This is a genomic window from Pseudomonas sp. 8209 (assembly GCF_028682105.1).
GTDB lineage: Bacteria > Pseudomonadota > Gammaproteobacteria > Pseudomonadales > Pseudomonadaceae > Aquipseudomonas > Aquipseudomonas palmensis.
This window is the reverse complement of record NZ_JANIAH010000013.1, coordinates 129,259-146,405: the sequence shown is the minus strand read 5'-3', so window position 1 is coordinate 146,405 and position 17,147 is coordinate 129,259. Positions and strand designations below refer to the sequence as shown.

Annotated in this window: 16 protein-coding genes; 13 read left to right on the top strand and 3 right to left on the bottom strand. The window is 62.4% G+C overall.

Annotation, left to right across the window (positions count from 1 at the left end; genetic code table 11):
• The first annotated feature begins 55 nt into the window (after nucleotides 1-55).
• The 11 genes from NP552_RS24405 (at nucleotide 56) to NP552_RS24355 (ending at nucleotide 14,063) form a co-directional block, all read left to right on the top strand.
• A complete protein-coding gene (locus tag NP552_RS24405) occupies nucleotides 56-2,836 on the top strand; it encodes an LPS-assembly protein LptD (RefSeq protein ID WP_258660239.1) in 2,781 nt (926 codons plus the stop codon).
• Entirely contained in the window at nucleotides 2,817-4,133 is a 1,317-nt protein-coding gene (locus tag NP552_RS24400; RefSeq protein ID WP_043863757.1) for a peptidylprolyl isomerase, read from the top strand. The genes NP552_RS24405 and NP552_RS24400 overlap by 20 nt, the downstream gene beginning before the upstream one ends.
• Entirely contained in the window at nucleotides 4,130-5,119 is a 990-nt protein-coding gene (gene pdxA / locus NP552_RS24395) for a 4-hydroxythreonine-4-phosphate dehydrogenase PdxA (RefSeq protein WP_274097238.1), read from the top strand. The genes NP552_RS24400 and pdxA overlap by 4 nt, the downstream gene beginning before the upstream one ends.
• Nucleotides 5,116-5,916, top strand: coding sequence for a 16S rRNA (adenine(1518)-N(6)/adenine(1519)-N(6))-dimethyltransferase RsmA (gene rsmA, locus NP552_RS24390; RefSeq protein ID WP_253086206.1), 801 nt, complete (start codon nucleotides 5,116-5,118; stop codon nucleotides 5,914-5,916). Before pdxA ends, rsmA begins: the two co-directional genes overlap by 4 nt.
• Nucleotides 5,917-6,021: 105 nt before the next feature.
• Complete coding sequence (apaG, locus tag NP552_RS24385) at nucleotides 6,022-6,402, top strand: Co2+/Mg2+ efflux protein ApaG (protein ID WP_043863754.1); 381 nt, start codon at nucleotides 6,022-6,024, stop codon at nucleotides 6,400-6,402.
• Nucleotides 6,402-7,277: a symmetrical bis(5'-nucleosyl)-tetraphosphatase gene (locus NP552_RS24380; protein WP_054915960.1), complete on the top strand. Its 876-nt coding sequence runs from the start codon at nucleotides 6,402-6,404 to the stop codon at nucleotides 7,275-7,277. The genes apaG and NP552_RS24380 overlap by 1 nt, the downstream gene beginning before the upstream one ends.
• A gap of 11 nt (nucleotides 7,278-7,288) precedes the next feature.
• The gene (gene glpE / locus NP552_RS24375; RefSeq protein WP_043863752.1) at nucleotides 7,289-7,618 is read left to right on the top strand and encodes a thiosulfate sulfurtransferase GlpE; all 330 of its coding nucleotides are present in this window, start codon (nucleotides 7,289-7,291) and stop codon (nucleotides 7,616-7,618) included.
• 281 nt (nucleotides 7,619-7,899) lie between these two features.
• Nucleotides 7,900-9,822, top strand: a complete 1,923-nt coding sequence (locus NP552_RS24370) for a PrkA family serine protein kinase (protein WP_043863751.1) — start codon at nucleotides 7,900-7,902, stop codon at nucleotides 9,820-9,822.
• Between the two features lie 116 nt (nucleotides 9,823-9,938).
• Nucleotides 9,939-11,210: a YeaH/YhbH family protein gene (locus tag NP552_RS24365; protein ID WP_043863750.1), complete on the top strand. Its 1,272-nt coding sequence runs from the start codon at nucleotides 9,939-9,941 to the stop codon at nucleotides 11,208-11,210.
• Nucleotides 11,207-12,769 (top strand): SpoVR family protein, encoded by a 1,563-nt coding sequence (locus tag NP552_RS24360; protein WP_043863749.1) that lies wholly within the window; start codon nucleotides 11,207-11,209, stop codon nucleotides 12,767-12,769. Before NP552_RS24365 ends, NP552_RS24360 begins: the two co-directional genes overlap by 4 nt.
• Before the next feature lie 64 nt (nucleotides 12,770-12,833).
• Complete coding sequence (locus NP552_RS24355; protein WP_236177190.1) at nucleotides 12,834-14,063, top strand: multifunctional CCA addition/repair protein; 1,230 nt, start codon at nucleotides 12,834-12,836, stop codon at nucleotides 14,061-14,063.
• A 48-nt stretch (nucleotides 14,064-14,111) separates the two neighbouring features.
• Here the strand turns inward: NP552_RS24355 and folK are convergent, their stop codons facing one another.
• Both folK and folB read right to left on the bottom strand, forming a co-directional pair.
• The gene (folK, locus tag NP552_RS24350; RefSeq protein ID WP_274097237.1) at nucleotides 14,112-14,621 is read right to left on the bottom strand and encodes a 2-amino-4-hydroxy-6-hydroxymethyldihydropteridine diphosphokinase; all 510 of its coding nucleotides are present in this window, start codon (nucleotides 14,619-14,621) and stop codon (nucleotides 14,112-14,114) included.
• The gene (folB, locus tag NP552_RS24345; RefSeq protein WP_043863746.1) at nucleotides 14,612-14,965 is read right to left on the bottom strand and encodes a dihydroneopterin aldolase; all 354 of its coding nucleotides are present in this window, start codon (nucleotides 14,963-14,965) and stop codon (nucleotides 14,612-14,614) included. Before folB ends, folK begins: the two co-directional genes overlap by 10 nt.
• Before the next feature lie 74 nt (nucleotides 14,966-15,039).
• Here folB and plsY point away from each other — a divergent pair, with 74 nt between their 5' ends.
• A complete protein-coding gene (plsY, locus tag NP552_RS24340; RefSeq protein ID WP_043863745.1) occupies nucleotides 15,040-15,609 on the top strand; it encodes a glycerol-3-phosphate 1-O-acyltransferase PlsY in 570 nt (189 codons plus the stop codon).
• A 26-nt stretch (nucleotides 15,610-15,635) separates the two neighbouring features.
• Here the strand turns inward: plsY and tsaD are convergent, their stop codons facing one another.
• Nucleotides 15,636-16,661, bottom strand: coding sequence for a tRNA (adenosine(37)-N6)-threonylcarbamoyltransferase complex transferase subunit TsaD (tsaD, locus tag NP552_RS24335; RefSeq protein WP_274097236.1), 1,026 nt, complete (start codon nucleotides 16,659-16,661; stop codon nucleotides 15,636-15,638).
• 202 nt (nucleotides 16,662-16,863) lie between these two features.
• Between tsaD and rpsU the strand changes: the two genes are divergently transcribed.
• Nucleotides 16,864-17,079: a 30S ribosomal protein S21 gene (gene rpsU / locus NP552_RS24330; protein WP_002551877.1), complete on the top strand. Its 216-nt coding sequence runs from the start codon at nucleotides 16,864-16,866 to the stop codon at nucleotides 17,077-17,079.
• The last annotated feature ends 68 nt before the right edge of the window (nucleotides 17,080-17,147 follow it).

The window sequence follows — 17,147 nt, the reverse complement described above, 5'->3', positions numbered from 1 at the left end:
AGGCGTGCGGCCCCACACGCGGGCAGATGGCACGCAGGAAGCCCGGACTAATAAGATGGCATTGAAATCCCCCGCGTTTCGTAAAAAATTCCCGTTGCTCGTCACCGGCGGTCTGCTGGCGATGCAACCCCTGGCCACGTCGTACGTGGTGGCTGCCGAGCAGTTCGACTGCCAAGTTTCCGCTGCCGGAGGTTGGGACTGCAAGCCCAAGACCAGCACCGCGAACCTGCCACCACGCCCTGTGCATGACGGTGCGGCGGTCAGCTCGACCGGCGAAACGCCTGCCCAGAGCGCCGACGGCAGTGCCGAAGCGGCGGGCAAGGGCCCAGCACTCGTCACCGAAACCAAGGGGCGCGGCCTGAAGGCACGCAGCGCCGACTACAGCCATCTGGACTGGGTACCACGCGATCAGCTGACCCCTGCCCAGCTCGCCGAAGCCGGCCCGTATTGCTCCGGTGCCTACATCGAGCCAACCCGTCCGGGCATGGATGACACCACGCCCAAGGACGAGGCGCCGACCTTCATCGGTGCCAAGGTATCGCGCTACCAGCAGGAGCAGCAGATCGCCACCCTCGCCGGTGACGTGGTGATGCGCCAGGGCAGCATGCAGGTCGAGGCCGACGAGGCCAATCTGTATCAGGCCGAGAACCGTGGCGAACTGAGCGGCAACGTGAAGATCCGCGACAATGGTTCGCTGGTGGTTGGCGATCACGCCGACATCCAGCTCGACACCGGTGAAGCCAAGGTCGACAACGCCGAGTACGTGATGCACAAGTCGCGTATCCGCGGTAACGCGCTGTACGCCAAGCGTGCCGAAAACGCGATCATTCGCCTCAAGGACGGTACCTACACCACCTGCGAGCCGAACAGCAACGCCTGGCAGCTCAAGGGCAACAACATCACACTGAACCCGGCCACCGGCTTCGGTACCGCGACCAACGTCACCCTGCGGGTCAAGGATGTACCGGTGTTCTACACCCCGTACATCTACTTCCCGATCGATGACCGTCGCCAGTCCGGCTTCCTGCCGCCATCGTTCAGTACCAGCAGCGACACCGGCTTCATGCTGGTCACGCCGTACTACTTCAACCTGGCACCGAACTACGACGCCACCTTGTATCCACGCTACATGGCCAAGCGCGGCCTGTTGATGGAAGGCGAGTTCCGCTACCTGACCAAGTCCAGCGAAGGGCAGTTCGGTGGTGCGTGGCTGAATGACGAGGAGGACGAGCGCAAGCGCCAGTCCGACTACAAAGAAAAGCGCTGGATGATCAACTGGCAGCACAAGGGTGGCCTGGACGAGCGCCTGATGACCGAGGTCGATTACACCAACATCAGCGATCCCTACTACTTCCAGGACCTGGAAACGGATCAGCTCGGCGTAGAAAGTACCGACTATATCAACCAGCAGGGTGCGTTGACATATCGGGGAGACAGTTATACTGCGCGGCTGAATATGCAGGACTACAAACTGGCGACTATCAGCCAGATCACTCCGTATGGCCGTCTGCCCCAGGTTACTTTTGGCGGCAGGCTACCCTACCATCCCGGGGGCTTGGACTTTGCCTACAGTACCGAGTTCGTACGTTTCGATCGCGACTTGCGCGAGGGTAACTTCGTAGACAAGGACGACCGCTCCACGCCGTGGTATGACACTCGAGTATCCGGTCTGGCGCGTGCCAACGGTGACCGGATCAATCTCGCTCCCAACATGAGCTTGCCGCTGAACGCCTCTTATGGCTACGTCAGACCTTCGCTGACATATGTCTACACCAATTACCAGCTGGATCTGGACCAACGCGGCAAACAGACACTCGCAGCAGATGAACAATTCAATAGTTCGCAAGACCGAAGCGTGCCCATTTTCAGCGTCGACAGCGGTCTGTACTTCGACCGCGACACGCAGTGGTTCGGCAAGGACTACCGCCAGACACTGGAACCGCGCCTGTTCTATCTGTACGTCCCATACAAGGACCAGACGGACATTCCGGTTTTCGATACCGGCGAATCGACTTTCAGCTATGCATCATTGTTCCGCGAAAACCGCTTCAGTGGGACAGACCGTATCGGCGACGAAAACAAGCTGTCGTTGGGTTTGACAAACCGCTGGATCGAAGACAACGGTTTCGAACGTCAACGTTTGAGCGTTGGCCAAGCGCTGTACTTCAAGGATCGCAAGGTTCAGCTGCCGCGTATCGATTACCGCACACGCAACGACTCGCAATCCGACGTCTCGCCCTACGCGCTGGAATACCAGTTCCGCTTCAACCGCGACTGGCGCGTGAATTCCGACTTCAACTGGGACCCGGATACCCGCAGTACGCGTTCCGGCAGCGCCATGTTCCACTACCAACCGGAAGACAACGTCAACAAGATCGTCAACCTGGGTTATCGCTATCGCAACGACGGGGTTCGCTACGATCAAAGCACCGGTCGCTGGCAGGTGGGTGGTGGCGACTACGGCACCCCGGGACAACCTGGCTATGTGAAGGACTACTACAAGATCCAGCAACATGACTTCTCCGTCATGTGGCCAATCGTTCCGCAGTGGACTGCAATCGCCCGCTGGCAGCACGACTACAACCGCAACCGCACCCTGGAAGCCATGGGCGGTTTCGAGTACGACAACTGCTGCTGGAAGCTGCGTCTGATCAACCGCTACTGGATCGATTACGACGAATACAGCCAGGACGCACCCTCCAACGAAAAAGGCGACCATGGGATCTTCCTGCAGATCGTGCTGAAAGGCCTCGGTGGTGTAGTAGGTAAAAAGGTCGAAACTTTCCTCGATCAAGGCATTCAAGGTTACCGTGCACGTGAAGACCAAGCTTATTGATTGTCTGCGCCCGCTGATGCTGGGCGCTGTACTACTGAGCAGCACCGCGCACGCCGCGGTGCAGACCCTGGACAAGGTGGTGGCCATCGTCGACAACGACGTGGTCATGCAAAGCCAGCTGGACCAGCGCGTGCGCGAGGTCGAACAGACCATCGCCAAGCGCGGCGGCGCCACACCTCCGCCCGGCGTGCTCGACCAGCAGGTGCTGGAGCGCCTGATCGTGGAAAACCTGCAACTGCAGATTGGCGATCGTTCCGGCATCCGCATCACCGACGAAGAACTCAATCAGGCCATGGACACCATTGCCCAGCGCAACGGCATGAACATGAGCCAGTTCCGTGCGGCCCTGGCCCATGACGGCCTGTCGTTCGATGACGCCCGCGAGCAGGTCCGTCGCGAGATGATCATCAGCCGCGTGCGCCAGCGCCGGGTAGCCGAACGCATCCAGGTTTCGGAACAGGAAGTGAAGAACTTCCTCGCCTCGGACCTGGGCAAGATGCAGTTGTCCGAAGAGTTCCGCCTGGCCAACATCCTGATCCCGACCCCGGAAAGCGCCAACTCGGCGGCTATCCAGGCGGCTGGCCAGCAAGCGGCCGCGATCTACCAGCAGCTCAAGCAAGGCGCCGACTTCGCCCAGCTGGCGACTGCCCGTTCGGCCAGCGAGAACGCACTGGAAGGTGGCGAGATGGGCTGGCGCAAGGCCGCCCAGTTGCCACCTCCTTTCGATCGCCTGCTCAGCACCATGGCTGTGGGTGACGTCACCGAGCCTGTACGCACACCGGGTGGCTTCATCATCCTGAAGCTGCAGGAAAAGCGCGGCGGCCAGACACAGCTGCGCGACGAAGTGCATGTTCGCCACATCCTGATCAAGCCAAGCGAAGTGCGCAGCGAAGCCGCCACCCAGCAACTGGCGGAAAAGCTCTATGAACGCATCAGCGCCGGCGAAGATTTCGCCGAGCTGGCGAAGAGCTTCTCCGAAGATCCGGGTTCGGCACTCAATGGCGGCGACCTCAACTGGGTCGATCCGAACGCACTGGTACCCGAGTTCCGCGAAGTCATGGCCAGCACCCCTCAGGGTCAGCTGTCCAAGCCGTTCCAGACCCAGTACGGCTGGCACGTACTGGAAGTCCTGGGTCGTCGCTCCACCGACAGCACCGAACAGGCACGCGAACAGCAAGCCATGAACGTGCTGCGCAACCGCAAGTACGACGAAGAGCTGCAAAGCTGGCTGCGTCAGATCCGCGACGAAGCCTATGTTGAAATCAAGCTTCCTGGCGCCGACCAGGCAGCCCAGTGAAACACCAGCGCTTCGCCCTGACACCCGGCGAGCCGGCCGGCATAGGACCTGACCTGTGCCTGCTGCTCGCCGAGCACGCCCAGCCCCACCCCCTGATCGCCATTACCAGTCGTGACCTGCTCGTCGAGCGGGCCGCGCAACTGGGCGTGGCCGTCACGCTGCTGCCTGTCAGCCCCGACGCCTTCCCGGATGCGCCTGCCCCTGCGGGCAGCCTGTACGTGTGGGACACGCCGCTGGCAAGCCGGGTAGTCGCCGGGCAGCTGGACAAACGCAACGCCGCCTTCGTACTGCAAACCCTGACCCGTGCGGGCCAGGGCTGCCTTGACGGGCACTTTGCCGGGATGATCACCGCGCCCGTGCACAAGGGCGTGATCAACGAAAGCGGCATTGCGTTTTCCGGGCATACCGAATTCCTCGCCGAGCTGACCCACACCACGCAAGTGGTGATGATGCTTGCCACCCGCGGGCTGCGCGTGGCCCTGGTGACCACGCACCTGCCGCTGCGCGCAGTGGCCGACGCCATCACCGCCGAACGCCTGGAGCGGGTCACGCGGATCCTGCATGCCGACCTGCAGAGCAAGTTCGGCATCACCCAGCCACGCATCCTGGTGTGCGGGCTCAACCCGCATGCGGGTGAAGGCGGCCACCTGGGCAGCGAAGAAATAGACATCATCGAACCGACATTGGCGCGCCTGCGCAGCGAAGGCATGGACCTGCGCGGCCCGTTGCCTGCCGACACCCTGTTTACCCCCAAATATCTGGAGCACTGCGACGCAGTGCTGGCGATGTACCACGACCAGGGCCTGCCGGTGCTCAAGTACAAGGGCTTCGGCGCCGCCTTGAACGTTACCCTGGGCCTGCCGATCATTCGCACATCGGTGGACCACGGCACTGCCCTGGACCTTGCCGGCACCGGCAGGATCGACACCGGCAGCCTGCAGGTAGCACTGGAAACCGCCTACCAGATGGCCGAGACCCATTTATGACCGAGCAATACCAACACAAGGCGCGCAAGCGCTTCGGCCAGAACTTTCTGCACGACGCCGGCGTCATCGACCGCATCCTGCGCTCGATCAGCGCCAAGGCAGGTGAGCGCCTGCTGGAAATCGGTCCGGGCCAGGGCGCCCTGACCCAGGGCCTGCTCAACAGCGGCGGCCAGCTGGATGTGGTGGAACTGGACAAGGACCTGGTACCGATCCTCAACCAGCAGTTCGCCGGCCGTGACAACTTCCGCCTGCACCAGGGCGATGCGCTCAAGTTCGACTTCACCAGCCTGGGCGCCGCGCCGCGCAGCCTGCGGGTGGTCGGCAACCTGCCGTACAACATCTCCACCCCACTGATCTTTCACCTGCTGGCCAACGCTGGGCTGATCCGCGACATGCACTTCATGCTGCAGAAGGAAGTGGTCGAGCGCCTGGCCGCCGGCCCGGGCGGTGGCGACTGGGGCCGCCTGTCGATCATGGTGCAGTACCACTGCCGCGTGGAACACCTGTTCAACGTCGGCCCGGGGGCGTTCAACCCACCGCCCAAGGTCGATTCGGCCATCGTGCGCCTGGTACCCCACACCACCCTGCCGCACCCGGCAAAGGATCATCGCCTGCTCGAGCGCATCGTGCGCGAAGCGTTCAACCAGCGCCGCAAGACACTGCGCAACACCTTGAAGGCCCTGCTCAGCAGCGACGAGATCGCCGCCGCCGGTGTCGATGGCAGCCTGCGCCCCGAGCAACTGGACCTGGCCGCCTTCGTGCGCCTGGCCGACAAGCTGGCCGAACAGCCGCAGTAACACCTGATAACGGCCGGTCATGCCCGCATGACTGGCCGGCAACCCCGCCGATAGCCTAGACTGATGCCATTGCCGTATTCGCGTCTGTTGCCAAGGCCCTCTTGAATGTCCGATCCCCGCTATCAGGTCGACGTCGACGTCGTCACCCGCTTCCTCAAAGAACATTCCGATCCCGAAAACGACCGCTTTGCCTTTGCCTACACCATTACCGTGCACAACAACGGTTCGGTGGCGGCCAAGCTGATGTCGCGTCACTGGCTCATCACCAATGGCGATGGCCAGGTGGAAGAGGTCAAGGGCGCCGGGGTGATCGGTCAGCAGCCGCTGATCGAGCCTGGCCAGAGCCACACCTACAGCAGTGGTGCCGTGCTCAGCACCCAGGTGGGCACCATGGAAGGCAGCTATCAGATGTTCGCCGAGGATGGCATCCGTTTCGAGGCCCCGATCAAGGCGTTCCGCCTGGCCGTACCCGGGTCGCTGCACTGATGGCGGTGTATGCCGTCGGCGATCTCCAGGGCTGCCTGCAACCGCTCAAATGCCTGCTCGAGCGGGTCAACTTCAACCCGTCGGTCGACCGCCTGTGGCTGGTCGGCGACCTGGTCAACCGCGGCCCCGAGTCGCTGGAAACCCTGCGCTATCTGTACGCCATGCGCGACTCGCTGGTGTGCGTGCTGGGCAACCACGACCTGCACCTGCTGGCCGCCTGGCACAACATCGAGCGCCTGAAGAAAAGCGACACCCTGCGCGAGATTCTCGACGCCCCGGATGCCGACGAACTGCTCGACTGGCTGCGCCGGCAAAAGCTGCTGCATTACGACGAGCAGCGCGGCGTGGCGATGGTGCATGCCGGCATTCCACCGCAGTGGACCCTGGGCAAGGCGCTGGAGCTGGCTGGCGAGGTCGAAGAAGTGCTACGCGATGACAATCGGCTCAAGCTCTATCTGGACGGCATGTACGGCAACGAGCCGAACAAGTGGAGCAAGAACCTGGGCGGGGTCGAACGCCTGCGGGTCATCACCAATTATTTCACCCGCATGCGCTTCTGCACCGCCGAGGGCAAACTGGACCTCAAGGGCAAGGAAGGCGCCGACACCGCCCCACCCGGCTACAAACCGTGGTTCGCCCACAAGGGCCGTCGCTCGCGTCACGTGAAGATCATCTTTGGACACTGGGCAGCGCTCGAGGGCCGCTGCACCGAGCCAGGCGTGTACGCACTGGATACCGGCTGCGTGTGGGGCGGTGCGATGACCCTGTTCAATGTCGATACCGGCCAGTACCACCGCTGCGAGTGCACCGAAGAAGGCACCGTACGCCCGCTGGCCAGCCCCGTGCAACCGGCTAGAATAGCCGATCAATCCTGAAGGACCCGCCCATGAGCGAATTCAAACGTATCCCTCCAGAGCAGGCTCAGGCGCTGCGTGCGCAAGGCGCCGTGGTGGTCGATATCCGCGACCAGCCCACCTTTGCCAACGGCCACATCACCGGCGCCCGCCACCTGGACAACCAGTCGGTCGCCGATTTCATCCGCGGCGCCGACCTCGACGCCCCTACCGTGGTGGTCTGCTACCACGGCAACTCCAGCCAGAGCGCGGCCGCGTATCTGGTCAGCCAGGGTTTTTCCGACGTCTACAGCCTCGACGGCGGCTTCGAGCTGTGGCGCGCCACCTTCCCGGCAGAAACCGCCCAGGGCTCCGCCGAATAATTTTTTTGTTGGCCTGCAGCCCGCGCCCTGCGCGGGCTCGCGCCAGACCAGACGAACGGTCGTGGCGAACTAATCGCCCAACCGCCCTTGACCTCGCCGATTACCAACTATCCTTAAGCCCAGGCCATCCAAAAAGGGGAGAGCCGGTACACCGGCGTGCGGGTCATCGGTAAGGTTCCAAGGGTGTTCTGGGGGGTATACAGCAGGCGGCAGTGCCGTCTGCATGCCAGCATCAACTGATCGATCCGACGTCGGCTCCACGTATCGAGCGAGGTGACGTCATGAGTATTTTTAGCCACTTCCAACAACGTTTCGAGTCCACCCGTCAGGAAGAGCTCTCGCTGCAGGAGTATCTTGAGCTCTGCAAGCAGGACCGTAGTGCCTATGCGTCGGCGGCCGAACGCCTGTTGATGGCTATTGGTGAGCCGGAACTGGTCGACACGTCGAACAACTCGCGGCTGTCGCGGATCTTCTCCAACAAGGTGATCCGGCGCTACCCCGCCTTCGAAGACTTCCATGGGATGGAAGAATGCATCGACCAGATCGTTTCCTACTTCCGCCATGCCGCACAGGGCCTGGAGGAAAAGAAACAGATCCTCTACCTGCTCGGCCCGGTGGGTGGCGGCAAGTCGTCCCTGGCTGAAAAACTCAAGCAACTGATGGAAAAGGTGCCCTTCTACGCCATCAAGGGCTCGCCGGTGTTCGAGTCCCCGCTGGGGCTGTTCAACGCCACCGAGGACGGCGCCATCCTCGAAGAGGACTTCGGCATCCCGCGCCGCTACCTGAACACCATCATGTCGCCCTGGGCGACCAAGCGCCTGGCCGAGTTCGGCGGCGACATCAGCCAGTTCAAGGTGGTCAAGCTCTACCCCTCGATCCTCAACCAGATCGCCGTGGCCAAGACCGAGCCGGGCGACGAGAACAACCAGGACATCTCGGCGCTGGTGGGCAAGGTCGATATCCGCAAGCTCGAGGAATTCCCGCAGAACGACGCCGACGCCTACAGCTATTCGGGCGCACTGTGCCGGGCCAACCAGGGCCTGATGGAATTCGTCGAGATGTTCAAGGCACCGATCAAGGTCCTGCACCCGCTGCTCACCGCCACCCAGGAGGGCAACTACAACAGCACCGAGGGCCTCGGCGCCATCCCCTACTCCGGGATTCTGCTGGCCCACTCCAACGAATCGGAATGGCACAGCTTTCGCAACAACAAGAACAACGAGGCGTTCATCGACCGGATCTACATCGTCAAGGTGCCGTACTGCCTGCGCGTGAGCGACGAGATCAAGATCTACGACAAGCTGCTGTTCAACAGCTCCCTGGCCAAGGCCCACTGCGCACCCGACACCCTGAAGATGCTGGCCCAGTTCACGGTGCTGTCGCGCCTCAAGGAGCCGGAGAACTCGAACATCTACTCCAAGATGCGCGTGTATGACGGCGAGAACCTCAAGGACACCGATCCGAAGGCCAAGTCGATCCAGGAGTACCGCGACTCGGCCGGTGTCGACGAAGGCATGAACGGTCTGTCAACCCGCTTCGCCTTCAAGATCCTGTCCAAGGTGTTCAACTTCGACCCCCATGAAATCGCGGCCAACCCGGTGCACCTGCTGTACGTGCTGGAGCAGCAGATCGAACAGGAACAGTTCCCGGCCGAGGTGCGCGAGCGCTACCTGCGCTACCTCAAGGAATACCTGGCACCGCGCTACATCGAGTTCATCGGCAAGGAAATCCAGACCGCCTACCTGGAGTCCTACAGCGAATACGGGCAGAACATCTTCGACCGTTATGTGCTGTACGCCGACTTCTGGATTCAGGACCAGGAGTACCGCGACCCCGAAACCGGCGAGATCCTCAACCGCATCGCCCTCAACGAGGAGCTGGAGAAGATCGAGAAACCGGCTGGCATCAGCAATCCGAAGGATTTCCGCAACGAGATCGTCAACTTCGTGCTGCGCGCCCGGGCCAACAACAACGGCAAGAACCCGACCTGGCTGAGCTACGAAAAACTGCGGGTGGTGATCGAGAAGAAAATGTTCTCCAACACCGAAGACCTGCTGCCGGTCATCAGCTTCAACGCCAAGGCGAGCAAGGAGGACCAGCAGAAGCACAATGACTTCGTTACGCGAATGGTCGAACGCGGCTACACGGACAAACAGGTCCGGCTGCTCTCGGAATGGTACCTGCGGGTCAGGAAATCGCAATAAGCGGCAAGCGTCAGGCTGTCAGCGGCAAGCCCGGAGTACGCGCCGGGCCTGCAGCGACAGCGCTGCCCATCTTGAAGCTAGAAGCTTGCAGCTACTGCCTACTCCCGGAGGGGCCTATGAGCTATGTGATCGACCGACGCCTGAACGGCAAGAACAAGAGCACGGTCAACCGCCAGCGCTTTCTGCGGCGTTACCGTGACCACATCAAGAAGGCCGTCGAAGAGGCCGTGAGCCGTCGCTCCATCACCGACATGGAGCATGGCGAGCAGATCAGCATTCCTGGCCGGGATATCGACGAACCGGTACTGCACCATGGACGCGGCGGCAAGCAGACCGTCGTACACCCGGGCAACAAGGAGTTCACCGCCGGCGAGCATATCGCGCGCCCGCAGGGCGGCGGTGGAGGCGGCGGCAAGGGCAAGGCCGGTAATTCCGGCGAAGGCATGGACGAGTTCGTCTTCCAGATCACCCAGGAAGAATTCCTCGAGTTCATGTTCGAAGACCTCGAGCTGCCCAACCTGGTCAAGCGTCACCTGACCGGCACCGACACCTTCAAGACCGTGCGCGCGGGCATCAGCAACGAAGGCAACCCGTCGCGCATCAATATCATCCGCACCCTGCGCTCAGCCCATGCGCGGCGCATTGCGCTGTCGGGCAGCAGCCGCGCCAAACTGCGCGCGGCCCAGGAAGAGCTGGCACGCCTGAAGCGCGAAGAGCCGGACAACTTCGGCGATATCCAGGAAATCGAAGGGGAAATAGAACGTCTGAGTGCACGTATCCACCGCGTACCCTTTCTCGACACCTTCGACCTCAAGTACAACCTGCTGGTCAAGCAGCCCAACCCCAGTTCCAAGGCCGTGATGTTCTGTCTGATGGACGTGTCCGGCTCCATGACCCAGGCCACGAAGGACATCGCCAAGCGCTTCTTCATACTGCTGTACCTGTTCCTGAAGCGAAACTACGACAAGATCGAGGTGGTGTTCATCCGCCATCACACCAGCGCGCGCGAAGTGGATGAGGAAGAGTTCTTCTATTCCCGCGAGACGGGCGGCACCATCGTCTCCAGCGCCCTGAAACTGATGCAGGAAATCATGGCCGAGCGCTATCAGGCCAGCGAATGGAACATCTACGCGGCCCAGGCTTCGGACGGTGACAACTGGAACGACGACTCGCCCATCTGCCGCGAGATCCTCACCAAGCAGATCATGCCGTTCGTGCAGTACTACACTTATGTCGAGATCACCCCTCGCGAGCACCAGGCCTTGTGGTTCGAATACGAACGCATCGGCGAAGCCTTCGCCGATACCTTCGCCCAGCAGCAGCTGGTGTCGGCCGGCGATATCTACCCGGTCTTCCGTGAACTCTTCCAGCGCAGGTTAGCCACATGACCGCCAGAGAGCAGAAGCGCCAACCCCTTTCCACCGGGTCCGAGTGGACGTTCGAGCTGATCCAGGCCTACGACCGCGAAATCAGTCGCCTGGCCGAGCGCTACGCCCTGGACACCTACCCCAACCAGATCGAGGTGATTACCGCCGAGCAGATGATGGACGCCTATGCGTCGGTCGGCATGCCGCTGGGCTATCACCACTGGTCATACGGCAAGCATTTCCTGAGCACAGAAAAATCGTACAGTCGCGGCCAGATGGGCCTGGCCTACGAAATCGTGATCAATTCCGACCCCTGCATCGCCTACCTGATGGAGGAGAACACCATCTGCATGCAGGCGCTGGTGGTAGCGCACGCGTGCTACGGGCACAACAGCTTCTTCAAGGGCAACTACCTGTTCCGCACCTGGACCGACGCCAGCTCGATCATCGACTACCTGGTGTTCGCCAAGCAGTACATCACCCAGTGCGAGGAGCGCCACGGCATCGACGCGGTGGAAGACCTGCTGGACTCCTGCCATGCCCTGATGAACTACGGCGTCGACCGCTACAAGCGGCCCTACCCGATCTCCGCCGAAGAAGAGCGTCGCCGCCAGAAGGACCGCGAAGAACACCTGCAAAAGCAGATCAACGACCTGTGGCGCACCATTCCCAAGGGCACCGACAAGTACAACGAGAAAGACAACGCGCGCTTCCCGGCCGAACCGCAGGAAAACATCCTGTACTTCATCGAGAAGCACGCCCCGCTGCTCGAACCCTGGCAACGCGAGATCGTGCGCATCGTGCGCAAGATCGCACAGTACTTCTACCCGCAACGCCAGACCCAGGTGATGAACGAAGGCTGGGCGACCTTCTGGCACTACACCCTGATGAACGACCTGTACGACGAGGGCCTCGTGACCGAGGGCTTCATGATGGAGTTTCTGCAGTCGCACACCAGCGTGGTGTTCCAGCCAGGCTTCGACAGCCCCTATTACAGCGGCATCAACCCCTATGCCCTGGGTTTTGCCATGTACCGCGACATCCGGCGCATGTGCGAGCACCCCACAGAGGAAGACCGCCGGTGGTTCCCCGAGATTGCCGGCAGCGACTGGCTGTCGACCATCAAGTTCGCCATGAGCAGCTTCAAGGACGAGAGCTTCATCCTGCAGTACCTGTCGCCCACGGTGATTCGCGACCTCAAGCTGTTCAGCATCCTGGACGACGACCAGAAGGACGACCTGCTGGTACCGGCCATCCACGACGAAGCAGGCTACCGCACCATCCGCGAGATCCTGGCCGCGCAATACAACCTGGGCAACCGCGAACCCAACGTGCAGATCTGGAGCATAGACCGGCGTGGCGACCGCTCGCTGACGCTGCGTCACCAGCAACATGACCGCAAACCGCTGGGCGACTCCACCGACGAGGTGCTCAAGCACCTGCACCGCCTGTGGGGCTTCGACATCCATCTGGAGACCCTGCAAGGCGACCAGGTGATGAAGACCCACCACGTCCCCCCAAAGGGCGAACACGGCGAAGGTGACTACGGACGGCTGGACCTGGCTGTCGTCCACCTGTAGCCGCCCGCGCCAACCTCCGTTGTGGCCAGACAGGGTATCCTGTGGCCTCAACGGAGGTTTTTTCATGCAGATCTATAAAGTCGGTGGTGCCGTGCGCGACCGCCTGCTAGGCAGGCCGGTCACCGATATCGACTGGGTGGTGGTGGGTGCGACGGTCGAGCAGATGCAGGCCCAGGGCTACCGTCCGGTGGGGGCCGACTTCCCCGTCTTCCTTCACCCTCACAGCGGTGAAGAATATGCACTGGCGCGTACGGAGCGCAAAAGCGGGCGCGGCTATGGCGGCTTCACCTTCCATGCCAGCCCCGAGGTCACACTGGAAGAAGACCTGGTGCGGCGCGACCTGACCATCAATGCAATGGCCGAGGACGAACAGGGCCGGATCACCGACCCGTACAAGGGCCAGCAGGATCTCCAAGACCGGATTTTACGCCACGTTTCCCCCGCGTTCGCCGAAGATCCCCTGCGTGTGCTGCGCGTAGCGCGTTTCGCCGCGCGCTATGCCGGGCTGGGTTTCCAGGTAGCCCCCGAAACCCTCGCACTGATGCGCGAGCTGAGCGAGTCGGGTGAACTGCAGGCCCTTACCGCCGAGCGCAGCTGGAAGGAAATCGCCCGCGCCCTGATGGAAGAGCAACCCCAGGTGTTCATTCAGGTGCTGCGTGATTGCGGGGCGCTGAAGCAGTTGATGCCCGAACTCGACGTGCTGTTCGGCGTTCCGCAACCTGCGGCGCATCATCCTGAAATCGACACCGGCGTGCATACCCTGTCGGTGCTGGAGCAGGCGGCCCGTCACAACCAGCCGCTGACGGTACGCTGGGCCTGCCTGCTGCATGACCTGGGCAAAGGCCTGACCCCCGAAGAGGAGTGGCCGCGGCATATCGCCCATGAGCACCGCGGGCTGAAGGCGATCAAGGCGGTCAACCAGCGCTTCAAGGTACCGCGCGACTGCCAGGAACTGGCCTTGCTGGTGGGCGAGTACCATACCCATGGCCACCGGGCCCTGGAGCTGAAGGCATCGACCTTGCTGGAGTTGCTGCAGCGCTTCGACGTGTACCGGCGCCCGCAACGCTTTGAAGAGTTCATCGCCGCGTGCGAGATGGACGCGCGCGGGCGACTGGGGTTGGAGGAACGTGATTATCCACAGGCCACCTACCTGCGTGGCGCAGCAGACGCCGCGCGGGCAGTGGCGGTGCAGCCACTGGTAGAGAAGGGCTTTGCCGGCCAGGGCCTGGGCGAGGCGATCAAGCGCGAGCGGCTGAATGCGCTCAAGGCCTACAAGGAAAGCGCCAAACCCTGAATCGTTAGGCCGGCAAGGGCGGCGATTCCTGATTGCCGCCCCTGACCGTCAGTCCAGCGGCAGCGCCTTGCCATTCCAGGTGAATGGCACCGGTTCGAGCACCTGGTCGATCTGCGCCTGCTGCCACAACTGGGCCATGCTCTTGCCTGCTCCAGGGTGCACCAGTTCCGGCGCGATCAACGACAATGGCCACAAGACGAACGCATTCTTGAGAATTTCGGCCCTTGGCAACAGCAGGCCGTCGAAACTGCCGTGCAGGTCACCATACATCAGCACGTCGATATCCAGCGGCAGCCCCTTGCGATCCGGAGCATAACGGCCGTTGTCGGCCTCGATGAACTTCAGGCGACGGTCCAGTTCAAGCAATGGCAGGTCGGTCAGGCCGGTGACCACCAGATTGAAAAACGGCCCGCTCTTGATGCCCACCGCCTGGCTTTCGAACACCGTCGAGCAGCGCATGTCCCTGAGCATCGCAGCCAGCGCATCGAGCCCGGCGCCGAGGTGCCGCTCGCGCTCGATGTTGCTGCCAAGGCCTAGGTATACCGGGGTCAGAGACATCCGCGCTCGATCTCCACGCCCACCCCGCTTGCCGCCGCGATGGCGCCAGGCTTGGTCAGCTTCAGTTGCAGCCAGGGAATCTGGAACTCGTCCATCAGCACCTTGGCCAGGCGTTCGGCGAACGTCTCGACCAGCTCATAGCTGGCCTGTTCGGCAAATGCCTGGATACGTGCCGTGACGCTGGCATAGTCCAGGGCCAGGCTCAGGTCGTCGCCGGCCGCCGCCGGGCGATTGTCCCAGGCGAACCGCAGGTCCAGGCGCAGGCACTGGCGAATACCGCGTTCCCAGTCATAGGCGCCGATCACGGTGTCGACTTCCAGCCCTTCGATGAACACTCTGTCCAAGCACTTCTCTCCACAGCACGACAAGGGCGCCTTGCGCCGCTAGAATCAGGGCGTCCTCGCCCGGAATAGTTAGCATGTTTTGGTTACTGGCGTCGCTCGCCTACCTGCTCGGCTCGCTGTCCTTCGCCATCGTTCTCAGCCGCCTGAGCGGCAGCCCCGACCCGCGTGCCTGCGGCTCAGGCAATGCCGGCGCCACCAACATGCTGCGTCTGGCAGGCCGCAAGCTGGCGATCCTGACCCTGCTTGGCGACCTGTGCAAGGGCCTGTTGCCCGTGCTGATCGCCAGCCTGGTCGGCCTCAACGAGCAGCAGCAGGCCTGGATAGGCCTGTGCGCGGTGGTCGGCCACCTGTTTCCGCTGTACTTCCGCTTTCGCGGCGGCAAGGGCGTGGCCACTGCCGCCGGCGTGCTGCTGGGGCTCTACCCCCCGGCCGCCCTGCTGGCCATCAGCGCATGGCTGCTGACCTTCTACCTGACCCGCACCAGCTCGCTGGCCGCCCTGATCGCAACGCCCCTGGCCCTGCCCCTGCTGGCCTGGCGCGAGCCCGAGGCGTTGCTGCCGATGAGCGTGCTGACCGTGCTCATCGTATGGCGCCATCGCGGCAATCTACGCGACCTTTTTGCCGGGCGCGAACGGCATTTCTGAGGCGTTCACATGAGCGGCGCTCATGCTCACAGCCCCTGCAACTGCTCCATCGGCCAGCGTGCCTGCACGCTGATCGCCAGGGTTTCCCGCTGCCCGGCCGCCAGACGCTGGCACCCGGCATAGGCGATCATCGCGCCGTTGTCGGTGCAGAACTCGGGTCGCGCGTAGTACACATTGCCCTTGAGCCCGGTCAGCATCTCCTCCAGCGAGGCACGCAGGGCCTTGTTGGCACTCACCCCACCTGCGATCACCAGGCGCTTGAGCCCGGCCTGCTTGAGGGCGCGCTTGCACTTGATGGTCAAAGTCTCCACCACCGCCTGCTGGAACGCCAGAGCGATGTCGCAACGGGTCTGCTCGGTGTCGTCCCCGGTACGCTGGCACTGCTGCCAGGTGTTCAGGGCAAAGGTCTTCAGGCCGCTGAAGCTGAAATCCAGGCCCGGACGATCGGTCATCGGCCGCGGGAACACGAACCGACCCGGCACGCCCTGCAGCGCCAGGCGCGCGATCTCCGGGCCACCGGGATAGTTCAGGCCCATCATCTTGGCCGTCTTGTCAAACGCTTCGCCGGCCGCATCGTCGAGGGACTCGCCAAGCAGTTCGTACTGGCCGATGCCATCCACACGTACCAACTGTGTATGGCCGCCCGACACCAGCAAGGCGACGAACGGAAACTCCGGCGGTTGTGCCTCGAGCATCGGTGCCAGCAGGTGGCCCTCCATGTGGTGCACGCCCAGGGCCGGGATGCCCCAGGCAAAGGCCAGCGCCTGGGCGCACGAAGCCCCCACCAGCAGCGCCCCGACCAGGCCAGGGCCTGCCGTGTAGGCGATGGCGTCGATCTCGGTGGCCACGCAGTCGGCCTCGGCCAGCACCTGGCGGATCAACGGCAGCATGCGCTTGACGTGATCACGCGAGGCCAGCTCCGGCACAACCCCGCCATACGCGCGGTGCAGGTCGATCTGACTGAACAGTGCATCGGCCAGCAGGCCGCGTTCGCTGTCGTATAATGCGACACCAGTTTCGTCGCAGGATGTTTCCAATCCCAGTACTAGCATGGGTTTGCGCCTTGTTGGGGCTGAATTCGAAGGCGCGCATGATAGTCCTCGCTCCCGGTGCCGACCAGCGGTTTTCGATCAGAGGCTTTGCATTCAGGCCAGCTAAGGGTTAACATCCGCAACCCTTAAAAACCGACGTTCTCCAGTGCACATATTTGCCACGAGTTCGTTGACCCCCGGTAATGAATGAAGGTAGCTCTGGATGCCAGCCGTCAAAGTTAAAGAGAACGAACCCTTCGACGTAGCTCTGCGTCGTTTCAAGCGCTCCTGCGAAAAAGCCGGTGTACTGGCTGAAGTTCGTAGCCGCGAATTTTACGAGAAGCCAACTTCCGAGCGTAAGCGCAAGGCAGCAGCCGCTGTCAAACGCCACGCCAAGAAAGTTCAGCGCGAACAGCGCCGCGCCGTTCGTCTGTACTGATACAGACGTTCGTCGCCAGCTTCTGCCATGCCCGGTGCAAGCCGGGCTGTCGGCAGTTGATGCTGTTT